The sequence below is a fragment of the Lacimicrobium alkaliphilum genome, assembly GCF_001466725.1.
In the GTDB taxonomy this organism is placed as follows: domain Bacteria; phylum Pseudomonadota; class Gammaproteobacteria; order Enterobacterales; family Alteromonadaceae; genus Lacimicrobium; species Lacimicrobium alkaliphilum_B.
Genome location: NZ_CP013650.1, coordinates 3,520,425 through 3,544,189, shown reverse-complemented (window position 1 = coordinate 3,544,189; position 23,765 = coordinate 3,520,425). Strand labels below are relative to the sequence as shown.

Sequence of the window (23,765 nt, the reverse complement as noted above, 5' to 3'; positions counted from 1 at the left end):
CATATACCTGGTTTGATTTCAGTGAGTTGATTCATCCAGCACTGCGCGCACCTTGGCTGCCATTTCCTCAAACCGGTAGGGTTTACTGAGTAGCTGTACACCTTTATCAAGCCTGCCATTGTGCACTATGGCATTCTCGGTATAACCAGAGGTGAACAGCACCTTTATCTGCGGCTGTTTCACCTGGACCTTCTGTGCCAGTACCTCACCATTGATGCCGCCGGGCATAATCACGTCCGTGAACAGCATATCAATGTCTTTTACTTTGCCTTGCTCAATCATATTCAGGGCCTGCTGGCCGTCTTCTGCGCTGCTCACCCTGTAACCCAGCTTTTGCAGTTGCGAAATCAGATGGGTTCTTACCATCTCATCATCCTCTACCACCAGAATATGCTCTGTTCCGCCAATCACTTCGGTTGCTTCGGTATCGGGCGCAGCAGCAAAGATGGCAGATTCAGCTTTCGGCAGGTAGAGTCTGATGGTAGTACCACTTCCTGGCTCTGAATAGATCCTCGCATGACCCCCGGATTGCTTGATAAAACCATACGCCATACTTAATCCCAGGCCACTGCCTTTACCCATGGCCTTGGTTGTGAAGAATGGCTCAAAGGCCTTTTCTATGGTTTCTTTGTCCATGCCGGTACCATTGTCTGACACCGAAATAAGCACGTAGTCGCCGGCATCGACCTCTTCATAAGCTTGTGCATAGTTCTGATCCAGGGATGTATTGCTGGTTTCAATGATAAGGCGGCCCCCCATTCCATTGCATCCCGGGCGTTGATCGCCAGGTTCAGTAACACAATTTCCATCTGGCCGGGATCGACTTCCACCGGCCACAAGGGGTTAAAATAGACAAACTGAATATCGATATTTTCTTTCAGGCTTCGGCGTAACAGACCTTCCATCCCCGCTATCAGGTCATTAAGATTGATGACCCTGGGCTGCAACGCCTGGCGGCGGGCAAAAGCCAGCAAACGATTTGTCAGTTCAGCACCCCGTTCAGCGGCTGTCACATTCACGGCAGCAAGGGCATGGCGGGGATCGTCCTTATCAACCTGTTCCATCAGCAGCTCGCTGTTCCCAAGTATCACGGTCAGCAGATTATTAAAGTCATGGGCCACGCCACCGGTAAGCTGGCCAACGGTTTCCAGCTTCTGAGACTGGCGTAATTTTTCGTCCAGCTCTTTGCGCTCGGTAATATCCACCATACTGCCAATCATCCGCAGCGCTTTACCCTTGTTATCCCGAATGACAAAACCACGATCAACTACAGTACGAATCTTGTTTTTTGCACAGACAAAGCGATATTCCCTTTGCCATTTCGTTCCGTTACCGTCGATAACCTGATAAATATCGTCGAGCACAGCCTGTTTGTCTTCGGGGTGTATATAGTCTGACCAGGACTCAATACCGGCATCGTCAGAGATGCTGTAGCCAAAAAGGGAGTGGTATCCTTCATTCCACCAGATTGTATCGTTGATGAGATCCCAGTCCCAGATAACGTCATTGGTGGCCTTAGCCATCAGATTGAAGCGCTCCTCACTGATACGCATGCGCTCTTCGGTTTTTTTGCGGGCTGTGACATTGCGCTCCACGGATATCCAATGGGTATACCGGCCCTTCTCATCAGCAAGTGGCATAATGTCCAGTTCCAGCCACAGAGGCTCTCCGTTTTTACTGTAATTGAGCAGCTCAGCTTTAACCGGCTGCCACTGACTCAGGGCTTTTTTTATCCTGTCCAGTTCTTTTCGGCTGGTGCCAGGCCCCTGGAGCATGCGCGGCGTATTGCCGATAGCTTCTTCTTTGCTGTAACCGGTGTGGCGTTCAAAGGCCGGGTTGACATAGACGATTTGCGGGCCATCCGGGCCGTCAATGGGCTCGGCTCTGGTAATAAGAAGAATATCATTCTGAATCGAGACGGCCGTTTCCAGCAGCCGCAATAGCTCCTGGCTGCGGCGTTCCTGAGTGATATCTCTGAAATAAACGGCTAAGCCATCCTGGCTGGGGTAAGCCACCACTTCAAACCAGGTATCCAGTGGCGCAAAGAACTCGATAAAGCGCACGGTGACATTATCCCGGCGGGCTTTTTCATATTGTTGCTGAAAGGTTGAACCGACCGCTTCGGGGAATTCATCCCAGATGCGTTTGCCAGTGAGATCCTGACGCCTGCGTCTTAGCAATTTTTCTCCCTGACCGTTGATATAGCGCAACCGCCAGTCATTATCCAGAGTGATAAAGGCGTCACTGATATGCTCAAGGGTACTGTAGAGTCGTCTGTGCATCTCTGTCGCCTGTTCCCTTGCCTGAATCAGATCGGAGATATCCTGAAAGGCGCCCCTGACCGCAATAATATTGCCCTTTTTGTCGAACTCAGCTTCACCAATACTGCGTACCCATATTCGTTCACCCTGAGCATTGATAATCTGCAGTATTTCATCAAATGGTTTGCCTTCATTCATGCAAAGAACAAAGGCCTGCTCCATTTGTGGACGGTGCTCCGGAACATAAAAGTCGAGTGCGGTCTCAACATTTATTCTTTGCTCGGCGTCCAGCCCATGGATGGCCGCAGTTTGCTCTGACCATTCAACCTTGTCGTTTCCGATCTGAACGCGCCAGCCACCCAATTTGGCTTTATCACCGGCGATACACAGTAATTCAGTGGCATGGCGCAGTTTCTCTTCGGACTCGACCTGCTCAGTAATATCCTGCACCACGCCGGTCAGAATTTGTTGCCCGTCTTGCACAGACAGTTGAGCTGCACCATGTGTATAAATAACAGCGTCATCAGCACGGAGAATACGGTGTCTGAATTCAAACTCATTCTCATCTGAAGACAGAAAGGCCTCGAACCTCTCCCTCATAATTTGCCTGTCTTCAGGATGAACCAGAGCAACATAGGACTCATAGTCCGGATTAAAACTGCCGGGATCGACGCCAAACATAGTGTAAATATTTTCAGACCAACTGAATTGCTGGTTATCCAGATCCATTTTCCAGATACCAATATTCAGCAGACGCTGAGCCATACGCAGATTTGCCTGCTGCTCGGCTAATTGCAGATTTACCTTTTTCCGCTCGTTCGAGTTCACCAGAATATCAAGCTGCGACTGCCCCTGCTCAGTTGAAAATACAGCAGATGCAGTACCGGAGGTTATGGACATATTGACCAGATGGGTGACATCCTCTACCCGATGGACAATATAAAGCAGCTTGCCGTCAGCATCGGTAACAGGCTTATTTACCGTACTCCAGTAGCGCTCTTCGAAGCCTCCCCCCTGCTCCCTGGGGCGCGGAATGGGATAGCGCTGCACCGCCATTACATCAGTCGTGCCTGAATTTTTGACACGCTCCAGAGAAGCTTTGAGCTCTGTGACAGCTCTGGCATCTTTATCTTCAGGGCTATGCGGGAATGCCTGGAACAGTTCCTGCCCCAGCAACTGTGCGCGCTCAGACAAGGTGGCGCTCAGATAGGCATCACTGACTGCGACTATTTCCAGCTGTGGACTCAACACCAGGAACTTACCCGGAAGAGCCTCAAATAGTCTCTGGAACTGAATCAGTTCTGCATCAGTGTTTTGTCTATTGTCCATCGTTACCCCGCATTTCAGACTTAAAGCATAGCTGAAGGTAGTACCGAGACTAACACCATTTCAGATTTGCCGGGCTGTTGAGATTGCAGTTGTTATATGAATTCATACAGTGCTGTGTTATTGATTGGATAAGCTATTACAAACAAGGTGAGCTGCAGCAGGCCTGAAAAGCGATGGGAAAAGCCATAGAAGTTACATACCGGGATGAAAAGCGGGATCTTTACTACGCGAAGCTCAACAATTTGCAAGGTTCAGGGGAGTAATCCCTGCCTGTCTTCTCAGACAATTGAGAATAGTTCTTATCTTATTCACCATTTTTATCAAATTTTAAACAACATCACTGCTATTTATATTGGCTATAAGTGATCTAAAGGTCGGTTAAATTTAACTTTGCGTTTTAAACACTTATAATCCCCGGGTTTAAGTTATCTGTCTCTGCAAAGAGATTTCAAACCTGAGATCTCGGTTGCAGCCAATCAAGAGGACCACATTGTGTTAGAAGCATATCGTCAACACGTTGCAGAACGTGCCGCTGAAGGTGTCCCCCCCAAGCCATTAAACGCCGAGCAGGTTACCGGCCTGGTTGAATTGTTGAAAAATCCCCCCGCAGGTGAAGAAGACTTCCTGCTGGAATTGATTTCCGAGCGGGTACCACCGGGTGTGGATGAAGCCGCCTATGTTAAAGCCGGTTTTCTGGCTGCTATCGTGCGGGGCCAGGACAGTTCGCCGCTGATCGATAAAGATGCCGCAGTGCAACTGCTGGGCAATATGCACGGTGGTTATAATATCGAGCCGCTGGTGGAATTGCTGGATAATAACGATCTGGCAGAACAGGCAGCCGAAGAACTCAAGCATACATTGCTGATGTTTGATGCCTTTCATGATGTGGAAGAAAAAGCCAAGGCTGGTAATCAATACGCTAAGGACATTATGCAGTCCTGGGCGGAAGCCGAATGGTTTACCAGCAAACCCGAGCTGGCAGAAAAAATTACCGTTTCTGTGTTTAAGGTCACAGGTGAAACCAATACCGATGATTTAAGCCCGGCCCCCGATGCCTGGTCGCGCCCTGATATACCGCTGCACGCCCGCGCCATGTACAAAATGGAACGTGACGGTCTGAAGCCGGAAAAACAGGGTGAAATCGGTCCTCTTAAGCAGATCGAAGAGATAAAAGCCAAGGGCCATCCTGTTGCCTTTATCGGCGACGTGGTGGGTACCGGTTCTTCCCGTAAGTCTGCCACTAACTCGGTACTCTGGTACTTCGGTGAAGATATGCCCGGAGTGCCGAACAAACGCAGTGGCGGTATCTGTTTTGGCTCTAAAGTGGCGCCGATTTTCTTCAATACCATGGAAGATGCCGGTGCTCTTGTTTTTGAAGCCGATGTGGACAAAATGGAAATGGGCGATGTGATCGACATCTACCCTCATGAAGGCGTGATCAAGAATCACGAAACCGGCGAAGTACTGGCCGAGTATAAGTACAACTCCAAGGTGATCCTGGATGAAGTGCGTGTGGGTGGTCGTATTAATATGATTATCGGTCGTGGTCTGACCGAAAAAGCCCGTGAATCGCTGGGCTTGCCGCCGGCTGATTTTTTCCGCACCCCCGAACAGCCTGCTGATTCCGATAAAGGCTATACCCTGGCACAGAAAATGGTGGGTAAAGCCTGTGGCGTCGAGGGTATTCGCCCCGGTACCTACTGTGAACCAAGAATGACCACCGTAGGCTCGCAGGATACCACCGGCCCCATGACCCGTGACGAGTTAAAAGATCTGGCCTGTCTGGGTTTTTCTGCCGATCTGACCATGCAGTCTTTCTGTCATACCGCCGCCTATCCCAAGCCGGTGGATATCGATACTCAGCACACGCTGCCCGATTTTATTATGAACCGTGGCGGTGTATCCCTGCGCCCCGGTGACGGCATTATCCACAGCTGGCTGAATCGCATGCTGCTGCCCGATACCGTGGGTACAGGTGGTGATTCTCACACCCGCTTCCCGCTGGGTATTTCTTTCCCGGCCGGTTCCGGCCTGGTGGCTTTTGCTGCGGCAACCGGCGTTATGCCGCTGGATATGCCGGAGTCCATTCTGGTGCGCTTTAAAGGCAAGATGCAGCCCGGCATTACCTTGCGGGATCTGGTGCATGCGATTCCCCTTTACGGCATCAAAAACGGCCTGTTAACGGTGGCCAAAAAAGGTAAGAAAAACGCTTTTTCCGGTCGTATTCTGGAAATCGAAGGCCTGGAGCATCTGACTGCCGAGCAGGCCTTTGAACTGTCGGATGCCTCTGCTGAGCGTTCTGCGGCTGGTTGTACTATTAACCTGTCGGAAGAATCCGTGGCCGAATACCTGCGCTCTAATGTGACCATGTTGCGCTGGATGATCAACGAAGGCTACGGTGATCCCCGTACGCTGGAGCGTCGAGCCCAGAAGATGGAAGAGTGGCTGGCCAATCCACAGCTGATGCGTGCCGATAAAGACGCCGAGTACGCTGAAGTGATTGAGATTGATCTGAATGAGATCAAAGAGCCTATCGTCTGTTGCCCGAATGATCCGGATGACGCCAAAACCCTGTCTGAAGTGGCCGGAGATAATGTAGATGAAGTCTTTATCGGTTCCTGTATGACCAATATTGGTCACTTCCGTGCCGCCGGTAAACTGCTGGAGCAGAACAAAGATCCGCTCAACACCAGATTATGGATGTCACCCCCCACCAAGATGGATCAGGCGCAGCTGATGGAAGAGGGTTACTACAATATTTATGGCCGTGCCGGTGTGCGTACCGAAATGCCCGGTTGTTCACTCTGTATGGGTAACCAGGCCCGGGTGGCCGCAGGCAGTACGGTATTGTCCACTTCGACCCGTAACTTCCCCAACCGTCTTGGCGATGGTGCCAATGTATACCTGACTTCGGCGGAACTGGCGGCAGTGGGCGCGATTATTGGCCGTATTCCAACCGCCGAAGAGTACCTGCAGTACGCCAGCAAGATTGACTCTATGTCGGCAGATGTCTATCGCTATCTGAACTTCGACCGCATGGATGAGTTTAAGAAGGCGGAAAACTCGGCTAAAGAAAATATTATTCCCACGCTGAACGTAGCCTGATCCTTATGCAGGTCGGGGTTTATCCCGACTGGGGTTTTGATGCCTGATCTTGCTGTCGGGCCAAAGCCCCACCTACAGCCCCGGTAGTTGGGGAAAACGAAAAAGCCGGGTTTATCCCGGCTTTATTATTTAACCCTGTTGGTATTATCACTCATCCTCCCTTGCACTATTATTGTGCAATCTGAACTGTTGCTTTTGTCTCTGGCTGGTTCTTTGCCCTGCTTGTGCCTGGTATTGCTCTGTAATACTAATGGCGCAGAAAATGCTTAAGCTTTGTTCAAATAGCTTTAGGCATCTTCTGAGCAACTTGCTAAGGTAGATATTGGTCACCGTTGCCATACACAAGAGTAAAAGGACACACGATGAATGAATCCCGCGCCCCCAGGATCCCAAGAGATCGAAAAAATGACTACAGCCAGGAATCGGCTCAACAACGCCGTGAATTCCTGCAGCAGCAAACAGGCGAACCCCTTGAGCTGACGGGTCAGTACAGCATCGACCCTCAGGTTCTGCCCGGTAATATCGAAAACTTTATCGGTATCGTGCAGATGCCCGTAGGCATTGCCGGGCCTTTGCATATCAATGGTGAACATGCAAAGGGTGACTTCTATGTGCCACTGGCAACCACTGAAGGTACGCTGGTGGCCAGTTACAGCAGGGGTATGCGGGTATTAAATGAGTGTGGCGGGGTGACGACCACAGTGGTCGAGCAGTTTATGCAACGGGCGCCGGCCTTTTTATTTGAAAATGCCCGTCAGGCGAGAGATTTTGGTCAGTGGGTAAGTGATAACTTTGCCCAGATTGCAGCAGTGGCAGAGAGTACCAGCAGTATCGCTAAGCTGATGCATATCGAACAGTGGTCAGTAGCCCGCAGCCGTTACCTGCGCTTTAACTACACTACTGGCGATGCGGCGGGACAGAATATGGTCAGTAAAGCCACCCTGATTGCCAGTGAGTGGATCAAAGAAAATTCGCCGATTCCCTGTGACTATTTGCTCTCAGGTAATATGGATACCGACAAAAAACATTCCCACCTGAACATGATTCATTCCCGGGGCCGCAGGGTGATAGCCGAGGCCGTACTCAAAAAAGACGTGGTCAAGCGTATGTTGCATACCGACACCAGACTGATGGCCAAAGCGGCGGTGATGTCTAATACCGGAGCCAGGATTGCAGGAGCGGCCTATAATGGACCTCATTCGGCTAACGGCATTGCCTCACTCTTTATTGCCACCGGGCAGGACGAAGCCAATGTAGTGGAGTCTCACGCCGGGCATTTATCCCATGAATTGCTGGACAATGATGATTTGTATATGTCGGTGACGCTGCCATCACTGATTGTCGCGACTTATGGTGGGGGTACCGGTCTGCCGACACAAAAAGAATGTCTCAATCTGATGGACTGCTATGGTAAAGGCAAGGCTAACAAGCTGGCAGAGATCGTTGCGGCTACGGTTCTGGCCGGCGATATTTCACTGGCCAGTGCGGTGATTGCCGGGCATTGGGTGTCGAGTCATGACAGATTAGGTCGCAACAGGCCTTAATGTAATTGGTACAGCATTTAAGCGAGTAACAAAAATGTTTCGAATACTGGTGTTATTATCTGCTTTGCTGGCGTGGTCATTACCGGCCGCTGAATTTGGTGAAGTGCAGGTTAAAGTCGCAGACAAGCAGTTAAGCCTGGAACTGGCACAAAGCCCACAGGCCAGAGCCAGAGGCCTGATGCACAGAGAATCTTTATGCGACAACTGCGGCATGCTGTTTGTGTACCGGGAGCCCAGGCTATTGTCTATGTGGATGAAGAATACGCTGATTCCATTGGATGTGGTCTTTGCCGATGCGGATGGAAAGATACTGGTGATCAAGTCTATGCAGCCCCATGATTTGACCCCGGTGGGCTCAGAACAACCGGCCGTTTATGCATGGGAAATGAACCAGGGCTGGTTTAAGGCCAATAATATTCAGGTGGGCGATCGCTTCGAAGTGATTCCGGATCCGGGTAGCGAACACTGAATCGCGGCGCTTCGAAATGTGAGAAAAGCTATGCCGGCCACAAAGTTTTTCTGAGCAAGATACTGGTCTTATTAGTGTTTTTTAGCAATCTCAGATAGAGTTGATGAACACCATTATCTGGTGTCAATGATAACAAGGAGTGAATATGTCTGATTCTCTGAAAATTGACGAAGCCGGTGTCAGTCAGGATTCTAAAAACCTGGCACTATTAAACTGGATCGGTACCATTTTCTTTGGGTTTATTCCCGGTCTGGTACTGTATTTGATTAAGAAAGAAGATGCCTATGTATTTGATCAGGCTAAAGAGTCTTTAAACTGGTCAATCACCGCCGGGCTGGCTTATATCGCTGCCACCATCCTGACCTTTGTACTTGTCGGCGCGCTGTTGTTTCCTCTTATCGCGATTTGCCATCTGGTATTTTGCATTATGGGGGCGGTTGCAGTGCACGATGGTAAGTTTTTCCGGGTACCCTTTGCCCTCAGGCTGATTAAATAAAGTGCGGCCATGCTGGAACACGGTGAATACAGCCTCGAACTGAAAGGGCAGGTGCTACATACCTGGCCGGTAGGCAGTTTTAACCGGCCGGGCTTACTCAGATATCAGCGTGGTGTCTTGGCCGCTACCGAACCCCTTGACCGGTGGGTGTTATTTGAGCACCCAAAAAATGTGGCTGCCGTGACCAATGAGGCCATGGAGGCATTGGGTGAAACCTATCAGCTGATCAGTCAGCATGGCTGCATTGGTATTGCCTGTGAAGTGGGCCCTTTGTTTAAAGACAGAATTAATCAGAGCTTCCGGCCTCTTCTGGATATTCCTCTGCTGGCCAGTAATAACGAACGTGAGCTGGAAGAGTTTATTGCTGAGTTGTCGTGAAATCCGGTGGCCATCGCCACCGGAGTGATTGCCTTAAGATATATCTGGCCCTTAACTGCCCTTTTTAAACAGATCTTTAATTTTATCCTTGGCCTTCTCTGTCAGCTCGTCTTTTTTCTCATCCACTTTTTCTTTCAGCTTTTCTTTAGCCTTGGCTTCCAGCACGTCTTTGGCTTTTTGTTTGGCCTGACGGGTCAGGTTGCTGAGCATACTGTCGAGGATGGCTTTCCCCACCTGATCGGCTGGCAGGCCATTGGGTACGCCCACAGGATCTGAGCTGAAGGTAGGTAAAGTCACTTCATAGCGTTTTTTATCCAGTTGTAGTTCCTCGATATTCAGCCCCTGCAGATCCATAGACTCAAAATCGATGATAAGCCGGGTATCGCGAACGCTGATATTCTTTACTGCAACCAAAGGTGACGGACCTGTTTCTTCGGTACGTTGCTGTTGTTCAGGCAACATAGCCTGAAGGTTATTTTTGAGTACCGTCAGGTTTGCTTTGCCAGCTGAGTCCACTTCATACAACACCGTGGGTTTGTCCACTATCAGCGATTCCACCGTATAAGGCTCTTGTGTGGAAACCTGCAAATCCAGGCTGATTTCTCCGAGGCTGAAGGCACTGTTATCTGAATAGCCCTGAGGGTTAGGAACATTAAAGCCCGCGATAGTGATACTGCCCTCACGCAGCGCTACCGCTACCGAATCCACCGTTACCTCGGTCTGGAATGCTTTGCTGCCCTGTGTTTCCATCTGTGTGCGAATAAGCTCGTCCAGATTGGAGGCCATATACATCACACCAGCGGCGATTAATGCGATAACGATTACCATGCCGATCAGTAGCTTTTTCATCTTGATTCCCTTTAATCTTGGTTGAAGTTAATGACTGTATCTTATGTTAGCCCAAATTGTCAGGTTCTGAGGCCTCCGGTATGCAGTGCCAGGATCCTGCTGCCGGGTTTGAAATAACCTTCTGCCAGCAATTGTTTCAGCGCAAAGAACAGCTTGCCACTGTACACCGGTTCAATCGCAATACCACTTTGAAGGTGAAAATCCCGGCAAAATTCAGTCAGCTCTGTTGTCACTCTGGCATAGCCGCCGCAATGAAACTGATGCAATATTTTCCACGGATTACAGGCACCTTCCGGCAATAATTCTGTAACCAGTTGCTCCAGGTAACCCTCGCCCTTAAGCACCGCAATTCCCAGTAGTGAAGATTCAGGTCTGGCTGTGACCAATCCGGCCAGCGTGCCGCCACTGCCTACTGGTGTGACAATGGTATCAAAGTGTTGTGTCAGTTCTGCGCAAATTTCGCCCACACCGGCCAGTGCCAGTGTCTGGCTGCCTCCTTCGGGAATAATCAGAGCGTTGGGATGAGCAGCCTGCCACTTGCCGATAAAATCTGCATCGCTGCGTTTGCGATAACTGAGCTTATCCAGATAATGCACCTGGCTGCCCCAGCGCTGTAAATCCTTAAGCGTCTCAGTGGGGTGCTGGCTGTAATCACCCCGGACCAGGGCAATTAACTGAATATTCAGTTTCATACAGGCATAGCCTAGTGCATGCAGGTGGTTGGAGTGGCCACCACCGAAACTGATAATTTCAGCAACGCCATTATCCATTGTCTCAGTCAGAGCATATTTAAGCTTGCGCCACTTGTTGCCGCTGATCACAGGGTGAATCAGGTCATCCCGTTTGATATACAGTTCTACCTGTTCACTGCCCGGCCAGTCAGGATTAAGCTGCTGCACGGCAGAGGGCAGGCTGATATCCAGGATCTGTTCAATTTCAAGTTGGTGTTGTTGCGGTTCTGGCATTAAGCTGGTGTTCTGTTCTTTTTGGGGAAGTTCAATGTACAGTATTTTGCTTTGTCTGTTTATTGCCACCTTACTACCCATCCTGTCCAAAGCGCCACTGGCTGTTGCGCAGGCTAAAGCCGGCGGATATGACAATAAAAATCCCCGCCAGCAGCAGGCCAGCTTAAGCGGCCTTGGCGCACGGGCCCGGGCCGGTCATGAGAACGCCTTTGAGGCACTGATATTATTCAGCCCCGGCGCAATATTAGTAATCGTTATGCAGGCAGTAAGTACTTACACAATCTGGCTGGCGATCAGCTTCGTGGTGGCCAGAGTGCTGTATCATATCTTCTATTTGCTGGATTGGGATAAGCTGCGCAGTCTGGTATGGCTGGCAGGCTTTGCCTGCTCGATATTATTGTTGTTCGAAGCGCTTATTAAAGCGCTGTGATTCCGGGTAGGGCAGTACATCTTTAAGTTTGCCACTGGCGACTTCCCGCTGAATACTGCGCCAGTAATCGGGTTCCATCAGCTCTGGATGCAGGGCCTTAAGCTGCTCTTTGAGGTGCTTTTTACCCACAATAAAATGCTCAAACTGTTGCGGAAAGACGTCATCAGGCCCCACCGACAAAGTATCTATAGCATAGGGATCATCAGAGACGGGTAAGTCGCGGAACTGCCGCTGGTGCATATAGCAGATCTCATCGTAGTCATAGAAAATGACCCGGCCGTGACGGGTAATGCCAAAATTTTTGTGCAGCATATCACCGGGGAAGATATTGGCCGCGGCAATTTGCTTGATGCACAGGCCAAGGTCGTCCAGGGCGTGGCGAATTTTATCCGGGTCTGTCTCCTGCTCCAGATAGATATTCAGCGGTGTCATCTTACGTTCAATGTAAAGGTGCCTGATGATCACCTCATCGTCGGTCAGTTCAATACTGCTGTTTGCCACCTCCAGCAATTCATCCAGCAGCGCCGGGCTGACCCGGTTCCGGGGCAGTCGAAAATTGACATACTCATGGGTGTCCGCCATACGGCCCACCCGATCGTGCATTTTTACCAGTTTGTAGCAGGCTTTAACCTGCTCGCGGGTAATTTTTTTACTCTCCGGGAATTCGTCTTTAATTACTTTAAATACCACGCCATAGGAAGGCAGATGAAACACCGCCATTACCAGCCCGCGTATGCCCGGCGCCGCCTCGAACTGATCATCGCTGTGGCTCAGGTGCTGCAAGAAATTGCGATAAAATACGGTCTTACCATGCTTGTAAAAACCCAGTGAGATATACAGCTCGAAGTGCTTTTTATTCGGCATCAGTTCCTGCAAAAAGGCCACTACCTCAGCGGGGTATTGGGTATCGGCCATAAAATAGGAACGGGCAAAGCCAAACAGCACACTTAAGTCATGGCGGGCGGTCAGCAGAGTATCCACATATAACTGTCGCCTGGAGTTGAGCATTAATGCCATCACAAAAGGGATGGCGTCACCGTCACTGCACATGCGGCCAATCAGATAGGCGGCCTTACTGCGATAAAATACCGGTTGCAGTATTTCTATGCTGTGAATACGGGCCAGTTGCCGGGGGCTGAAGGCTTCCCGCAGATAGCGCTCCAGACGGTTTAAGTCCTGTTCTTTATCGGCATACTCAATATGAAAAGGATAGGCCCGGATGATTTCTTCCAGGGTGGCGCGAATTGTACCCCGGGCATCAAAGGTATTGATCACATTATGACGAACCTGTCCGGGCAGATAGCAGCGACTGGGTAATACGAACATCATATTGTCGTCGATTTGCTGATGACGGAACAGCCGCCCGATCACAGAATTGTAGAAAGTTTCGGCTAATTCAAATTGCGGGTGGTCATCCAATTGTTTAAGGTAGTGATGCTTTAACTGGTGCCAGAACTGCTTATCCTGTAAGTGGGGGTGCAGTTGTTGGTAGATTTGCGCCACTACGTCGCTCAGGCTCTGGTCGTAAATAGCAATGCGTTCTTTTACCGCCAGTTGACCGGCTTCCCACTGCGCCTGTTCAAAGCGCTGCTGGGCTGCACCGGTAATACGGCTGTACCAGCGGAAGCTCTTTTCAAAGCCCTTGAGGATTTGATAAGCGAGATGAGAAACCTTTGGTGATGACAAAATCACTCCGGCAGTAAAACAAGTGGCAATATAAAAACAAGAATAACAGGGGAAGGCGGCAGATGGGATTTCCAATTTTAATCTGTGATGATTCATCGCTGGCACGCAAGGTAGCAAATAAGGCGTTGCCTGATGACTGGGATACCAGCGTGACGTTCGCCACCAACGGTGTCGAGGCTATGGCGGCCCTCAGAGAGCAGCACTATGGGTTGTTGTTGCTGGATCTGACCATGCCAGAAATGGATGGGATTGAGGTGCTTGAAGCCATCCGCCATGAAAAACTGGAAGTCTTTGTGGTGGTCATCTCCGGTGATATACAGCCACAGATGCGCGAGCGGGTCATTCAATTAGGGGCGCTGGAGTTTATTCCCAAGCCGGTCAACGGGCAGCATTTAAAGCAGATATTACAGGATTTTGGCCTGTACCGTTGTGGGGAAAAAGTGGAAGAAAATCTATCTTATGCCTGAAACAGATAAATTGCGTATTGACATATAGACGTCTATACGGCAAATTGAAGCCCATGAAAACGATCAGCCGCACCACCATTATTATGATGATTACCACCTTTATTAAGGCGGTCGCTGGCTAGTGCGTAAAGAACAGAACACCAGGCCCGCGACCCAAAAGGAAGCGGGCTTTTTTTTATCTAACAGGAGCAGCATATGAAGGTGATGAAATTTGGGGGCTCGTCCTTAGCCGATGCCGAGCGCTATCTGAGGGTCAGAGACATTGTGCTGCACACCCATACTGAGAAAGGTGCAGCGGTGGTCCTCTCGGCGCCCAAAGGAGTCACCAATGCCTTATCGCTGCTGGTGGAGCAGGCTGTTGCCGGTGACCCCTGGCAGGAGCTGTTTGAGAAGCTGAATATGACCCTGACCGGCATTGTTAAGGATCTCGCCAATGAGCTGGACAATTTTGACCATCAGCCCCTGCTCACTCTGATTGATGAAAAGCTGCTGGAGCTTAAACAAAGCCTTGAGGGCATTCATCTTCTTCATTGCAGCCCCGATGCCGTAACCGCCAAGCTGCTTAGCATTGGTGAATATGTCAGCGTAAATATTTTCAGTGGCATCATCAGCGCCATGGGCGTCAGCAATCAGATTATCGACCCGGTGGAATATGTGCTGGCAGAGGGCGACTATCTTGACAGTATCGCCGATGTGGCCGCCAGCCGCGCCCGCTTTACTAATGTGCCGAAAAACGGCGAGCAGATGCTGATTATGCCTGGTTTTGTAGCGGCCAATGAAAAAGGTGAAAAAGTTACGCTGGGACGTAATGGCTCAGATTACTCGGCGGCTATTCTGGCGGCCTGTATCGATGCGCAGTGCTGTGAGATCTGGACTGATGTGGACGGGGTGTATAACGCCGACCCTAACCAGGTCGATGGCGCGGTACTGCTGGATAAACTCACCTATCAGGAAGCCATGGAGCTGTCTTATTTCGGCGCCAAGGTGTTGCACCCCAAGACCATTGGCCCTATCGCTCAGTATCATATTCCCTGTCTGATCCGTAATACCCTGAATCCTTCAGCACCGGGCACCTTGATCAGTACCGAAGCCAGTGACACCTGGACCAGCGTTAAAGGTATTTCGCACCTGTCTGACATCACTATGTTTAACGTGGCAGGCCCTGGCATGAAAGGCATGGTGGGCATGGCCAGCAGGGTGTTTGAGGTGATCTCCAATGCCAATATTTCTATCAGCCTGATCACCCAGTCATCCTCTGAGTACAGCATCAGCTTTTGTGTACATGCAAAAGATGCCCAGCGTGCCAAGCATCTGCTCGAAGAAGCCTTTGTGCTGGAACTGGCCAATCAGTTGCTGGAACCGATTGAAATGCGTGAGTCTGTGGCCATCGTTACGCTGGTCGGTGATGGCATGCGCAAAGCTAAGGGGCTGGCTGCCCGTTTCTTCAGCTCTCTCGCTCAGGCCCGGGTCAACATTGTGGCGATTGCCCAGGGCTCTTCAGAACGTTCTATTTCTGCGGTGATTGAAAGTCGCAAAGCCAGGGAGGCCGTTAAGGTGGTGCATCAGAATTTTTTCTCGAATTTACATACTATAGATGCTTTTCTGGTGGGTTGTGGCACTGTAGGCAGTGAACTGCTTGAGCAGATTGCCCGCCAGCAGCAACAACTGTTAGGCCGCAATATTAATCTGCAGGTTTACGGTATCGCCAACAGTAAAGGCATGCTGTTGCAACCAGGCGGGATTGATCTGAAAAATGGCTGGCGCGATCAGTTAGCACAGCGCCAACAACCTTTTTCGCTGGCGGTGATGGAAAACTTTGTGCAGGATAACAGCCTGATCAACCCGGTGATTATTGACTGTACCACCAGTACCGCCATTGCCGATCAGTATCTGGATATGATGGAAGCGGGCTTTCATGTGGTAACGCCGAATAAAAAGGCCAACACCGCAGGCATGGATTTTTACGCTGCGCTCAGAGAAAAAGCCCAGTCCACCCGTCGTCAGTTTCTGTATGAAACCACGGTCGGTGCCGGATTGCCGGTTATTGAGAACCTGCAAAAGCTGCTTTACGCCGGTGATGAACTGACCCGCTTTGAGGGTATACTGTCCGGGTCACTGTCCTATATTTTCGGTAAGCTGGAAGAGGGGTTAAGCCTGTCTGAAGCCACCAAAATTGCCCGGGAGAAAGGCTATACTGAGCCCGACCCCCGAGATGATTTAAGCGGTATGGATGTAGCCAGGAAGCTGCTGATTATGGCCCGTGAATCGGGCCTGAAGCTGGAGCTCAAGGATATTGAGATTGAGTCCATCCTGCCTGATGATTTTGATGATTCCGGCTCGGTGGAGGAATTTCTTTCCCGATTACCACAACTTGACCAGTTGTATAAACAGCAACTGGAACAAAATCCGGGTAAAGTACTGCGCTATGTAGGCAGTATTGAAGAAGGTCACTGTAAAGTGGGGATTCAGGCGGTGGATAACAGTCATCCGCTGTATGTGGTAAAAGACGGTGAAAATGCGCTGGCTATTCACAGCCATTATTATCAGCCTATTCCTTTTGTGATCCGCGGTTACGGTGCTGGTGCGGCGGTGACTGCCGCTGGGGTCTTCGCCGATGTACTGCGCACTATGCCCTGGAAGCAGGAATAATGGACACCCCGATGCCCAACGCCCCGGTGCAGGCTTATGCACCCGCATCCATCGGCAATGTCAGCCTTGGTTTTGACTTGCTCGGTGCCGCGCTCAAACCTGTAGATGGCAGTCGCCTTGGCGATGAGGTGAAAATTCACCCGGCCGGCGCCTTCAGCCTTGAGGTTAAAGGGACTTTCGCTCATAAGCTGCCGGCAGACTCAGAAGAAAATATACTCACCCAGTGTTATCGCCATTATCACAACCAGGCGGAACAACAGGGCCATCAGCTTGAGCCCTGCGCCATGCTGTTGTATAAAAACCTGCCTATCGGCAGCGGTCTTGGCTCCAGTGCCAGCTCAGTGGTGGCGGCACTGGACGGGCTGAACACCTTTTACGGCGAGCTCTTTGATCAACAACGGATGTTGCTGATGATGGGAGAGCTGGAAGGTCAGATCAGTGGCTCGGTGCATTATGATAATGTGGCGCCCTGTTATCTCGGCGGGCTGGTATTGATGGCCGAACAGGCAGACAATATAGCCATTAATCTGCCGGTATTTGAAGATTGGTACTGGGTGGCCTGTTATTCCGGCATCAAGGTATCTACCGCCGAAGCCCGCCGTATACTGCCGCAGCAGGTGGCACTTAAAGATACGCTGACTTTTGGCCGCCAGCTTGGCGTTTTTGTACACGCCCTGCATAGCGGTGATCGTAAACTCGCTGCGGCCATGATGCAGGACGTAATTGCCGAGCCATATCGCAAAAAATTGCTGCCGGGTTTTGACGAGGCCAGAGCCTTCGCCATTCAACAGGGGGCGCTGGCTTTTGGCATCTCCGGCTCAGGACCAACGGTTTTCGCGGTCTGCGATGATCTGGCCAGGGCTGAAAAAATCAATCAGTGGCTGAGCGCGCATTATATTCAGAATGCGGATGGCTTCAGCCATATATGTCAACTGGATCCGCAAGGGTCGACAGCGAAAAAGGTGTAAGTTTGCAACTTTTCAATTTAAAGCAACCTGATGAGAAGGTCAGTTTCAGCCAGGCCGTTAAACAAGGCCTGGGCCAGAATCAGGGCTTGTTTTTCCCCGCTCAATTGCCGGTCTTTGACGATATTGACGATTTACTGGCAATGCCGCTGGCCGAGCGCAGCACGCAGATCCTGCACCGGCTGATTGGCGACGAAATCCCGCTGGACAGGCTGGGGGAAATGGTCGCCGAGGCGTTTAATTTCCCCGCACCGCTGGCCAAGGTCGATGACAATGTGTACTGCCTGGAGTTGTTCCACGGCCCGACACTGGCGTTTAAGGATTTTGGTGCACGCTTTATGGCCCAGTGCCTGGCACAGGTGGCTAAGGGTGAGAAAATCACCATACTGACCGCGACTTCAGGTGATACCGGTGCCGCTGTGGCTCACGCCTTTCACGGGCTGGACAATATTCAGGTGGTGATCCTCTATCCTGAAGGCAAGATTAGTACCTTGCAGGAAAAGCTGTTTACCACCTTAGGCGGTAATATTCACACTGTCGCTATTGAGGGTGATTTCGATCAGTGTCAGCAACTGGTTAAGAGCACCTTTAATGATGATGAGGCACGCAAGGCACTGCATTTAAACTCGGCCAATTCGATTAATATCAGCCGCCTGATGGCGCAGATTTGTTATTACTTCGAAGCCGTGGCCCAGCTTGAAGATCGTTCTAATCTGGTGTTCTCTGTGCCCAGTGGTAATTTCGGTAATCTGACTGCGGGCATGTTCGCTAAAGTACTGGGCCTGCCGGTTGAGCGCTTTGTGGCTTCTACCAATCTTAACGATACGGTACCGCGCTATCTTAAAAACGGTGAATGGGCGCCGAATCCGACGGTGGCGACATTGTCTAATGCCATGGATGTGAGCCAGCCAAATAACTGGCCCCGCATCGAGGCGTTGTTTGAATTTGGTTATCTGGATAAGGCCATTCTCAGTGCCGATACTGTGGACGAGCAATATACTCAACTGGCTATGCGCCAGCTGGCGACATTGGGTTATGTCAGTGAACCCCATGCCGGTGTGGCTTATAAAGCACTGGAAAGAGTACTTGAGCCAGGTCAGACCGGCATCTTCCTGGGTACGGCTCATCCGGCCAAATTCCGCGATACGGTGGAAAATGTGCTCGGCCAGCCCATCAGCCTGCCGCCTGAACTGGCAGAATGTGCCAGTAAAGAAGGCTTGTCTGAAACCCTGGCCTGTGACTACGAGTTGCTGAAACAGCATCTGTATAAACTGGTTTTGGGCTGATGGACTGGCAGGTATTACTGGGTGAAGAAAAGCAGCAGCCCTATTTTCAGAAGATTTTAAGTTTTGTGCAGGCCGAGCGTGAGGCGGGTAAAACCATTTATCCGCCCCGTGAGGATGTATTTAATGCCTTTAAATACACGGCCTTAGCCGATCTTAAAGTGGTCATTCTCGGCCAGGACCCTTACCATGGCCCGAATCAGGCCCATGGCCTGTGCTTTTCGGTGCAGCCCGGTATCAAGCCGCCGCCGTCGCTGGTCAATATCTACAAAGAACTGGCCCGGGACATTGCTGAATTTACTGTTCCCCAACATGGTTGCCTGCAACATTGGGCGGAGCAGGGCGTGTTGCTACTCAACACGGTACTGACAGTAGAGCAGGGGCAGGCCCACTCTCATGCCAAAATTGGCTGGGAAACCTTTACCGATAAGGTGATTGAACAGATTAACCGCCATACACAGGGCGTGGTATTCCTTTTATGGGGCAGCCATGCACAAAAAAAGGGCAGTATAGTGGACCGTCAACGGCATCTTGTGCTCAGTGCGCCCCATCCCTCTCCCTTATCTGCGCACAGAGGTTTTCTTGGTTGTGGGCACTTTTCCCAGGCCAATACCTATCTCCAACAGCAGGGTAAGGCTGCTATCGACTGGCGCTTAGACTAAAAGCGGGTCACCACAGCAGCATAGCCTGCAAGGAGCGCAGCGGATTGCGGGTATCCCCAGGATTCATCTGCGCTGCATCACGGGCTACAAAACGGTTATCGACTGGTGGCTATAACCACAAACAACAACGCCCTGCATGGCAGGGCGTTGTTAAAGGTCAGGCATCGAGTTCGCTTAATTCATAATCCAGCAGTACGTCCATATCTGCCAGTTCTTTGCGAAGCCGGTATTGATCCTGTATGGCTTCGATCTCTCTCCATTTGCGTTTTTTGCTTTTGTTCTTAACGGGACGGGACTCTAAGTCGAGCATAGACATCAAATCTGACTGATCCACGTGAGATCTCCTTCGTTGTTTTAGCGCATCGAGCATCAACAGGCTGTCCCTTGTTTGCACTGTTCTGTGTGCGGGATTCACCATGTCGACAGTCAAGATATACCATAAGCAAAGTTAAAGTAGAACAGCTTTCTTTACTTTTTATTAACAAAATTTGAAGCTTTTATGACATTGACTCTTTATTTCTGTTTGAGCACTTTATCCGGGATTATTTGCTCCTTTGCCGAACCCTTTTGGGGATGTAGCCGTAGTAATTACAGCAAAATCCTTACCAAAGTGTTCGCTATGCATTAGGATTAAAATGTTGGCTGGCTTATAACCAGTCGGAACTGACAACAGAAGTGGCAAGGGGATGCAGACAGAACTGGAAAATCTGTTACTGGAAGTATCAAAATCCAGGCTTATTGATTTGGGTGACATGCAGCAGGCAGAGGAGCTGATTATCAACTCACTGCTGCGTGGCCTGCAGATCCAGCGGGCCGGTGTGTGGATGCTGGATAAACAGGCCGGAGGTATTCGCTGTAATCTGGTCATTGATCTGTTCCATCAGACCCGCGACGAAAATATCGTTCTCACCCGCAAGAAATTCCCGCAGTATTTTAAGGCGCTGGATACGGAGCGTACAATCGCCGCCTGCGATGCGCTGACTGATCCTGCTACAAAAGCCTTTGCTGATGTGTACTTAAAGCCTATGGGGATAGGAGCCATGCTGGATGTTCCCATACGCCACCGCGGTAAAATGGTGGGCATTGTCTGTTGTGAGCATATAGGCGGTGAGAAAATCTGGAGCCAGGACGAACAGAGCTTTGCTGCGGCCATGGCCGATTTAGTAGGGCGGGCCATCAGTGCCAAAGAACGCAACGACTATGCCAGACAACTTGAAGAAACCAATGCCTCACTGGAAAAACTGGTACAGGAGCGCACCTCAAGCCTTGAACAGACTCTGGACTCCCTGAAACAGGCCCAGAAGCAGCTAATCGAAAATGAAAAAATGGCGTCACTCGGCAGTCTGGTATCCGGAGTTGCCCATGAAGTGAATACGCCTTTAGGTATCGCTGTGACCGGCGCCAGTCATTGTCAGCATTTGCTGACCCAGTTAAGGGCAAAAATAGGCGATAACCGGCTCACCCGCAGCGCGCTTGATCAGCATATGGACAGCATGGATCAAAGCCTGGACTTGGTAACGCTTAATCTGGACAGAGCGGCAGAGCTGGTGCAGAACTTTAAGAAAACCGCAGTGGATCAGCACAGCCTGGCGCTGACCCGATTTGAGTTGGGTGAGTATATTCAGGTGGTAATGTCGAGCTTATTGCCAATGCTGAAAAAAAATCAGGTAAATTACTGGTTGCGCGCTGAGGATAAGATCTCAATGTACAGCTATCCCGGTGCCCTGGCCCAGATTCTCACCAATCTGACTAATAACGCCTGCCTGCATGCTTTTAGTGAAAACAATGACAAAAATGAACTGTTGATCGAAGTACAGCGCCAGCAGCACCAGAATAATGAGCATGCAGTGATTGCCTTTAAGGACAATGGCAGTGGCATGTCTGCCGGGATACTGAAAAATATTTTCCAGCCCTTTTTTACTACCCGCCGTGGTAAAGGTGGCTCAGGTCTGGGTCTGTCTATCAGTTACAATCTGGCCACGGCCAAGCTGAAGGGTTCGCTGGATGCCAAGTCACAGCCGCAACAAGGCACTACTTTTACCTTAACCCTGCCCTGCCATCTGGATAAATAGTTGCTTGCATCCTGTTATCTTAAGGCCTTAGGCTTGTGCCACTCGCTTTTATCCAGTCCTGAAGATGAAAATAGAAATCGAAGATTCTCCCTCTGCTGAACTGACAGACTTTTTACATCAACAGATTGTTGATTTTAACCGCGCTCACCGGGAGCTGAATCAGCGACAGAGTATTGCTGCGGTTATACGTGATGAGCAGAATAAAATTATTGCCGGTGCCGCTGGTGAATCGTTTGGTAACTGGCTGCAGCTTAAAACCCTGTGGGTGGATGAAAGCCAGAGGGGCAAGCGCTTAGGCAGTCAGCTCCTGAAAGCGATCGAAAGTAAAGCCAAAGCCCGCGGCTGCAAGTTCTGCCTGCTCGACACCCTCGATATTCAGGCTAAGCCCTTTTATGAAAAGCTTGGCTATAAGGTGCAATGGACTCAACAACATTACCCTCTGACCGGCGCTAAGCATTTTATGATTAAGGAACTCTGATGGCTGAAGAAAAAGTACTGATTCTGGCCGATGTACAGAATCTGTATTACACCACCCGGGATGCCTGTTCCCGTAACTTTGATTACAACCAGTTCTGGGCTCAGGCCACTGCAGGGCGGAAGGTGGTAAAGGCCTTTGCCTATGCCATTGACAGGGGCGATCAAAAACAGCGCCAGTTCCAGAATATCCTGCGCGCCATTGGTTTTGAGCTGCGCCTGAAACCTTTTATCCAGCGCGCCGACGGCTCCGCCAAAGGTGACTGGGATGTGGGGATAACTCTTGATGCCATGGATTATGCCGACCAGGTGGATACGGTGGTGCTGGCCTCCGGCGATGGTGACTTTGCCATACTAGCGGAGCGAATTCAGCAAAAATATGGCTGCAGGGTTGAGGTGTATGGCGTACCCAAACTGACCGCTGCAGCACTGATCAATGCCGCCACTCAGTTTATTCCTGTTGAGGGTGAGTTGCTGCTCTGAAAAGCATGATCTCGCAGAGGCGCAAAGTCGCAGAGGGAGAACTAAGCAGGTTGTTGGTATTCCTGCGCCTCTGGGAAAAAAACAGACCACGGAGAAATAAAGGACATTGAACCATTTTACCTCTGTGTTCTTTGTGCCTCCGTGGTTAATTTCGCATCTTCCAAGATCACTGGATGCCCGATAACAACGCTCGGGCATGACAGACGGTCATTCCGGCATGTAGTTAGCCGGAATCCAGTGCCTTTTGTTTGTTGTGTGCTTATCTGGTTTTTATCCAAGGCCCTTTGTATGATGGCCCGTCAATAACAATAAAGACCAACAATATGAAATACGCCCTGTTACTTTACTCTTTATTCTCTGCTCTGGCGCAGGCCAGTGAATGGCGCACCCCTGAGCCGGAGAATCTGGTTTATCTGCAACTTGAATCCGGCACTGTGGTAATAGAGCTGGCTCCCTTTATGGCGCCCGAGCATGTTAAGCAGTTTAAGCAACTGGTGGATGAAGGCTTTTATGATGGTCTGGATTTCTATCGTGTCATCGAGGGTTTTGTGGCCCAGGGCGGGGATATGGCCGGCAATAAGGCCTCTGAATTTAAAGCACCGCTAAAGGCAGAGTTTACCCGTTCAGCCTCTGCAGATTCCGGATTTCAGCTGTTGCAGGAGCCGGATTTTTTTGCGCCGCAGACAGGCTATATTAATGGCTTTGCTGCTGGTCGTGATCCAAAAACCTCTCAGCAATGGTTGATACATTGCCCCGGCACGGTGGCCATGGCCCGCTCGATTGAGGCCGACAGCGCCACCACAGATTTCTACATAGTAATTGGCCAGGCGCCGCGCCATCTGGATCGCAACATGAGTGTTTTTGGCCGGGTGCTTTATGGTATGGAATATATTCAGGCACTGCCAAGAGGTGATGCCATGGTGAACTCCGGTGTGATTGAAAACCCTGAACAGCGGGGCAAAATTCTAACGGCACAGCTGGCCAGTCAACTCCCCGAAACAGAGCGGCTAAAACTGCAGGTTCAGCACACAGATTCAGAGGCCATGCAAACCCGTCTGGATCAGGGCCGCAGCATGGACAACCCGTTTTTTAAATACAAAGGCAACGGCAAACTGGATATCTGCTATTACCCGGCGAGAGTCAGGTTAGCCAGACATTAGATATTTGCGCGGTGCAGGCATCTTTGTGAGCTAATTTG

21 protein-coding genes are annotated in these 23,765 nt (G+C 50.4%); 15 read left to right on the top strand and 6 right to left on the bottom strand.

What is annotated here, in order from left to right:
* Nucleotides 1-18: 18 nt before the first annotated feature.
* On the bottom strand, nucleotides 19-669 hold the full coding sequence (locus AT746_RS16025) for a response regulator (RefSeq protein ID WP_197414277.1): 651 nt from the start codon (nucleotides 667-669) through the stop codon (nucleotides 19-21).
* A complete protein-coding gene (locus AT746_RS16020; RefSeq protein ID WP_062482299.1) occupies nucleotides 618-3,590 on the bottom strand; it encodes a hybrid sensor histidine kinase/response regulator in 2,973 nt (990 codons plus the stop codon). The genes AT746_RS16025 and AT746_RS16020 overlap by 52 nt, the downstream gene beginning before the upstream one ends.
* A 492-nt stretch (nucleotides 3,591-4,082) precedes the next feature.
* Here AT746_RS16020 and acnB point away from each other — a divergent pair, with 492 nt between their 5' ends.
* The 5 genes from acnB (at nucleotide 4,083) to AT746_RS15995 (ending at nucleotide 9,582) form a co-directional block, all read left to right on the top strand.
* Nucleotides 4,083-6,695, top strand: a complete 2,613-nt coding sequence (acnB, locus tag AT746_RS16015) for a bifunctional aconitate hydratase 2/2-methylisocitrate dehydratase (RefSeq protein ID WP_062482295.1) — start codon at nucleotides 4,083-4,085, stop codon at nucleotides 6,693-6,695.
* Nucleotides 6,696-7,057: 362 nt separating this feature from the next.
* The gene (locus AT746_RS16010; protein ID WP_062482293.1) at nucleotides 7,058-8,239 is read left to right on the top strand and encodes a hydroxymethylglutaryl-CoA reductase; all 1,182 of its coding nucleotides are present in this window, start codon (nucleotides 7,058-7,060) and stop codon (nucleotides 8,237-8,239) included.
* Between the two features lie 34 nt (nucleotides 8,240-8,273).
* The gene (locus AT746_RS16005) at nucleotides 8,274-8,708 is read left to right on the top strand and encodes a DUF192 domain-containing protein (RefSeq protein WP_062482290.1); all 435 of its coding nucleotides are present in this window, start codon (nucleotides 8,274-8,276) and stop codon (nucleotides 8,706-8,708) included.
* Between the two features lie 145 nt (nucleotides 8,709-8,853).
* Complete coding sequence (locus AT746_RS16000; RefSeq protein WP_062482287.1) at nucleotides 8,854-9,204, top strand: DUF4870 domain-containing protein; 351 nt, start codon at nucleotides 8,854-8,856, stop codon at nucleotides 9,202-9,204.
* Between the two features lie 9 nt (nucleotides 9,205-9,213).
* Complete coding sequence (locus AT746_RS15995) at nucleotides 9,214-9,582, top strand: hypothetical protein (RefSeq protein ID WP_062482284.1); 369 nt, start codon at nucleotides 9,214-9,216, stop codon at nucleotides 9,580-9,582.
* A gap of 51 nt (nucleotides 9,583-9,633) precedes the next feature.
* On the opposite strand, the gene AT746_RS15990 is transcribed toward AT746_RS15995, so the two are convergent.
* Nucleotides 9,634-10,431, bottom strand: a complete 798-nt coding sequence (locus AT746_RS15990) for a hypothetical protein (RefSeq protein ID WP_062482280.1) — start codon at nucleotides 10,429-10,431, stop codon at nucleotides 9,634-9,636.
* 59 nt (nucleotides 10,432-10,490) lie between these two features.
* Nucleotides 10,491-11,396: a 1-aminocyclopropane-1-carboxylate deaminase/D-cysteine desulfhydrase gene (locus tag AT746_RS15985; protein WP_062482277.1), complete on the bottom strand. Its 906-nt coding sequence runs from the start codon at nucleotides 11,394-11,396 to the stop codon at nucleotides 10,491-10,493.
* A gap of 34 nt (nucleotides 11,397-11,430) precedes the next feature.
* On the opposite strand from AT746_RS15985, the gene AT746_RS15980 reads away from it, so the two are divergent.
* The gene (locus AT746_RS15980; RefSeq protein WP_062482274.1) at nucleotides 11,431-11,826 is read left to right on the top strand and encodes an MAPEG family protein; all 396 of its coding nucleotides are present in this window, start codon (nucleotides 11,431-11,433) and stop codon (nucleotides 11,824-11,826) included.
* Here AT746_RS15980 and aceK read toward each other — a convergent pair.
* Entirely contained in the window at nucleotides 11,791-13,515 is a 1,725-nt protein-coding gene (gene aceK / locus AT746_RS15975; protein WP_420480317.1) for a bifunctional isocitrate dehydrogenase kinase/phosphatase, read from the bottom strand. The two genes, AT746_RS15980 and aceK, sit on opposite strands and share 36 nt — an antisense overlap.
* 59 nt (nucleotides 13,516-13,574) lie before the next feature.
* Between aceK and AT746_RS15970 the strand changes: the two genes are divergently transcribed.
* From AT746_RS15970 to ung, 5 genes are all read left to right on the top strand, one after another.
* The gene (locus AT746_RS15970) at nucleotides 13,575-13,979 is read left to right on the top strand and encodes a response regulator (protein WP_062482272.1); all 405 of its coding nucleotides are present in this window, start codon (nucleotides 13,575-13,577) and stop codon (nucleotides 13,977-13,979) included.
* A gap of 195 nt (nucleotides 13,980-14,174) precedes the next feature.
* Nucleotides 14,175-16,628 carry a bifunctional aspartate kinase/homoserine dehydrogenase I gene (thrA, locus tag AT746_RS15965; RefSeq protein WP_062482269.1) on the top strand — a complete coding sequence of 818 codons (2,454 nt, stop codon included), beginning with the start codon at nucleotides 14,175-14,177 and terminating at the stop codon, nucleotides 16,626-16,628.
* On the top strand, nucleotides 16,628-17,596 hold the full coding sequence (gene thrB / locus AT746_RS15960) for a homoserine kinase (RefSeq protein WP_062482266.1): 969 nt from the start codon (nucleotides 16,628-16,630) through the stop codon (nucleotides 17,594-17,596). Before thrA ends, thrB begins: the two co-directional genes overlap by 1 nt.
* Nucleotides 17,597-17,598: 2 nt before the next feature.
* Nucleotides 17,599-18,879 carry a threonine synthase gene (gene thrC, locus AT746_RS15955; RefSeq protein WP_062482263.1) on the top strand — a complete coding sequence of 427 codons (1,281 nt, stop codon included), beginning with the start codon at nucleotides 17,599-17,601 and terminating at the stop codon, nucleotides 18,877-18,879.
* A complete protein-coding gene (gene ung / locus AT746_RS15950) occupies nucleotides 18,879-19,538 on the top strand; it encodes a uracil-DNA glycosylase (RefSeq protein WP_062482259.1) in 660 nt (219 codons plus the stop codon). The genes thrC and ung overlap by 1 nt, the downstream gene beginning before the upstream one ends.
* Nucleotides 19,539-19,695: 157 nt before the next feature.
* Here ung and AT746_RS19695 read toward each other — a convergent pair whose 3' ends face one another.
* Nucleotides 19,696-19,872 (bottom strand): DUF3545 family protein, encoded by a 177-nt coding sequence (locus AT746_RS19695; protein ID WP_082633308.1) that lies wholly within the window; start codon nucleotides 19,870-19,872, stop codon nucleotides 19,696-19,698.
* Between the two features lie 352 nt (nucleotides 19,873-20,224).
* Here AT746_RS19695 and AT746_RS15945 point away from each other — a divergent pair, with 352 nt between their 5' ends.
* From AT746_RS15945 to AT746_RS15930, 4 genes are all read left to right on the top strand, one after another.
* The gene (locus tag AT746_RS15945; protein ID WP_062482257.1) at nucleotides 20,225-21,610 is read left to right on the top strand and encodes an ATP-binding protein; all 1,386 of its coding nucleotides are present in this window, start codon (nucleotides 20,225-20,227) and stop codon (nucleotides 21,608-21,610) included.
* Between the two features lie 64 nt (nucleotides 21,611-21,674).
* Nucleotides 21,675-22,088 (top strand): GNAT family N-acetyltransferase, encoded by a 414-nt coding sequence (locus AT746_RS15940; protein ID WP_062482254.1) that lies wholly within the window; start codon nucleotides 21,675-21,677, stop codon nucleotides 22,086-22,088.
* A complete protein-coding gene (locus AT746_RS15935) occupies nucleotides 22,088-22,567 on the top strand; it encodes an NYN domain-containing protein (protein WP_062482251.1) in 480 nt (159 codons plus the stop codon). The genes AT746_RS15940 and AT746_RS15935 overlap by 1 nt, the downstream gene beginning before the upstream one ends.
* Before the next feature lie 323 nt (nucleotides 22,568-22,890).
* Nucleotides 22,891-23,727: a peptidylprolyl isomerase gene (locus AT746_RS15930; protein WP_082633307.1), complete on the top strand. Its 837-nt coding sequence runs from the start codon at nucleotides 22,891-22,893 to the stop codon at nucleotides 23,725-23,727.
* Nucleotides 23,728-23,765 lie beyond the last annotated feature (38 nt).

Coding starts and splice junctions, on each gene's coding strand:
- AT746_RS16020 (WP_062482299.1), bottom strand. CDS start 3,590: ATGGACAATAGACAAAACACTGATGCAGAACTGATTCAGTTCCAGAGA.
- AT746_RS16010 (WP_062482293.1), top strand. CDS start 7,058: ATGAATGAATCCCGCGCCCCCAGGATCCCAAGAGATCGAAAAAATGAC.
- AT746_RS16005 (WP_062482290.1), top strand. CDS start 8,274: ATGTTTCGAATACTGGTGTTATTATCTGCTTTGCTGGCGTGGTCATTA.
- AT746_RS16000 (WP_062482287.1), top strand. CDS start 8,854: ATGTCTGATTCTCTGAAAATTGACGAAGCCGGTGTCAGTCAGGATTCT.
- AT746_RS15995 (WP_062482284.1), top strand. CDS start 9,214: ATGCTGGAACACGGTGAATACAGCCTCGAACTGAAAGGGCAGGTGCTA.
- AT746_RS15990 (WP_062482280.1), bottom strand. CDS start 10,431: ATGAAAAAGCTACTGATCGGCATGGTAATCGTTATCGCATTAATCGCC.
- AT746_RS15985 (WP_062482277.1), bottom strand. CDS start 11,396: ATGCCAGAACCGCAACAACACCAACTTGAAATTGAACAGATCCTGGAT.
- AT746_RS15980 (WP_062482274.1), top strand. CDS start 11,431: ATGTACAGTATTTTGCTTTGTCTGTTTATTGCCACCTTACTACCCATC.
- AT746_RS15970 (WP_062482272.1), top strand. CDS start 13,575: ATGGGATTTCCAATTTTAATCTGTGATGATTCATCGCTGGCACGCAAG.
- thrA (WP_062482269.1), top strand. CDS start 14,175: ATGAAGGTGATGAAATTTGGGGGCTCGTCCTTAGCCGATGCCGAGCGC.
- thrB (WP_062482266.1), top strand. CDS start 16,628: ATGGACACCCCGATGCCCAACGCCCCGGTGCAGGCTTATGCACCCGCA.
- ung (WP_062482259.1), top strand. CDS start 18,879: ATGGACTGGCAGGTATTACTGGGTGAAGAAAAGCAGCAGCCCTATTTT.
- AT746_RS15945 (WP_062482257.1), top strand. CDS start 20,225: ATGCAGACAGAACTGGAAAATCTGTTACTGGAAGTATCAAAATCCAGG.
- AT746_RS15940 (WP_062482254.1), top strand. CDS start 21,675: ATGAAAATAGAAATCGAAGATTCTCCCTCTGCTGAACTGACAGACTTT.
- AT746_RS15935 (WP_062482251.1), top strand. CDS start 22,088: ATGGCTGAAGAAAAAGTACTGATTCTGGCCGATGTACAGAATCTGTAT.
- AT746_RS15930 (WP_082633307.1), top strand. CDS start 22,891: ATGAAATACGCCCTGTTACTTTACTCTTTATTCTCTGCTCTGGCGCAG.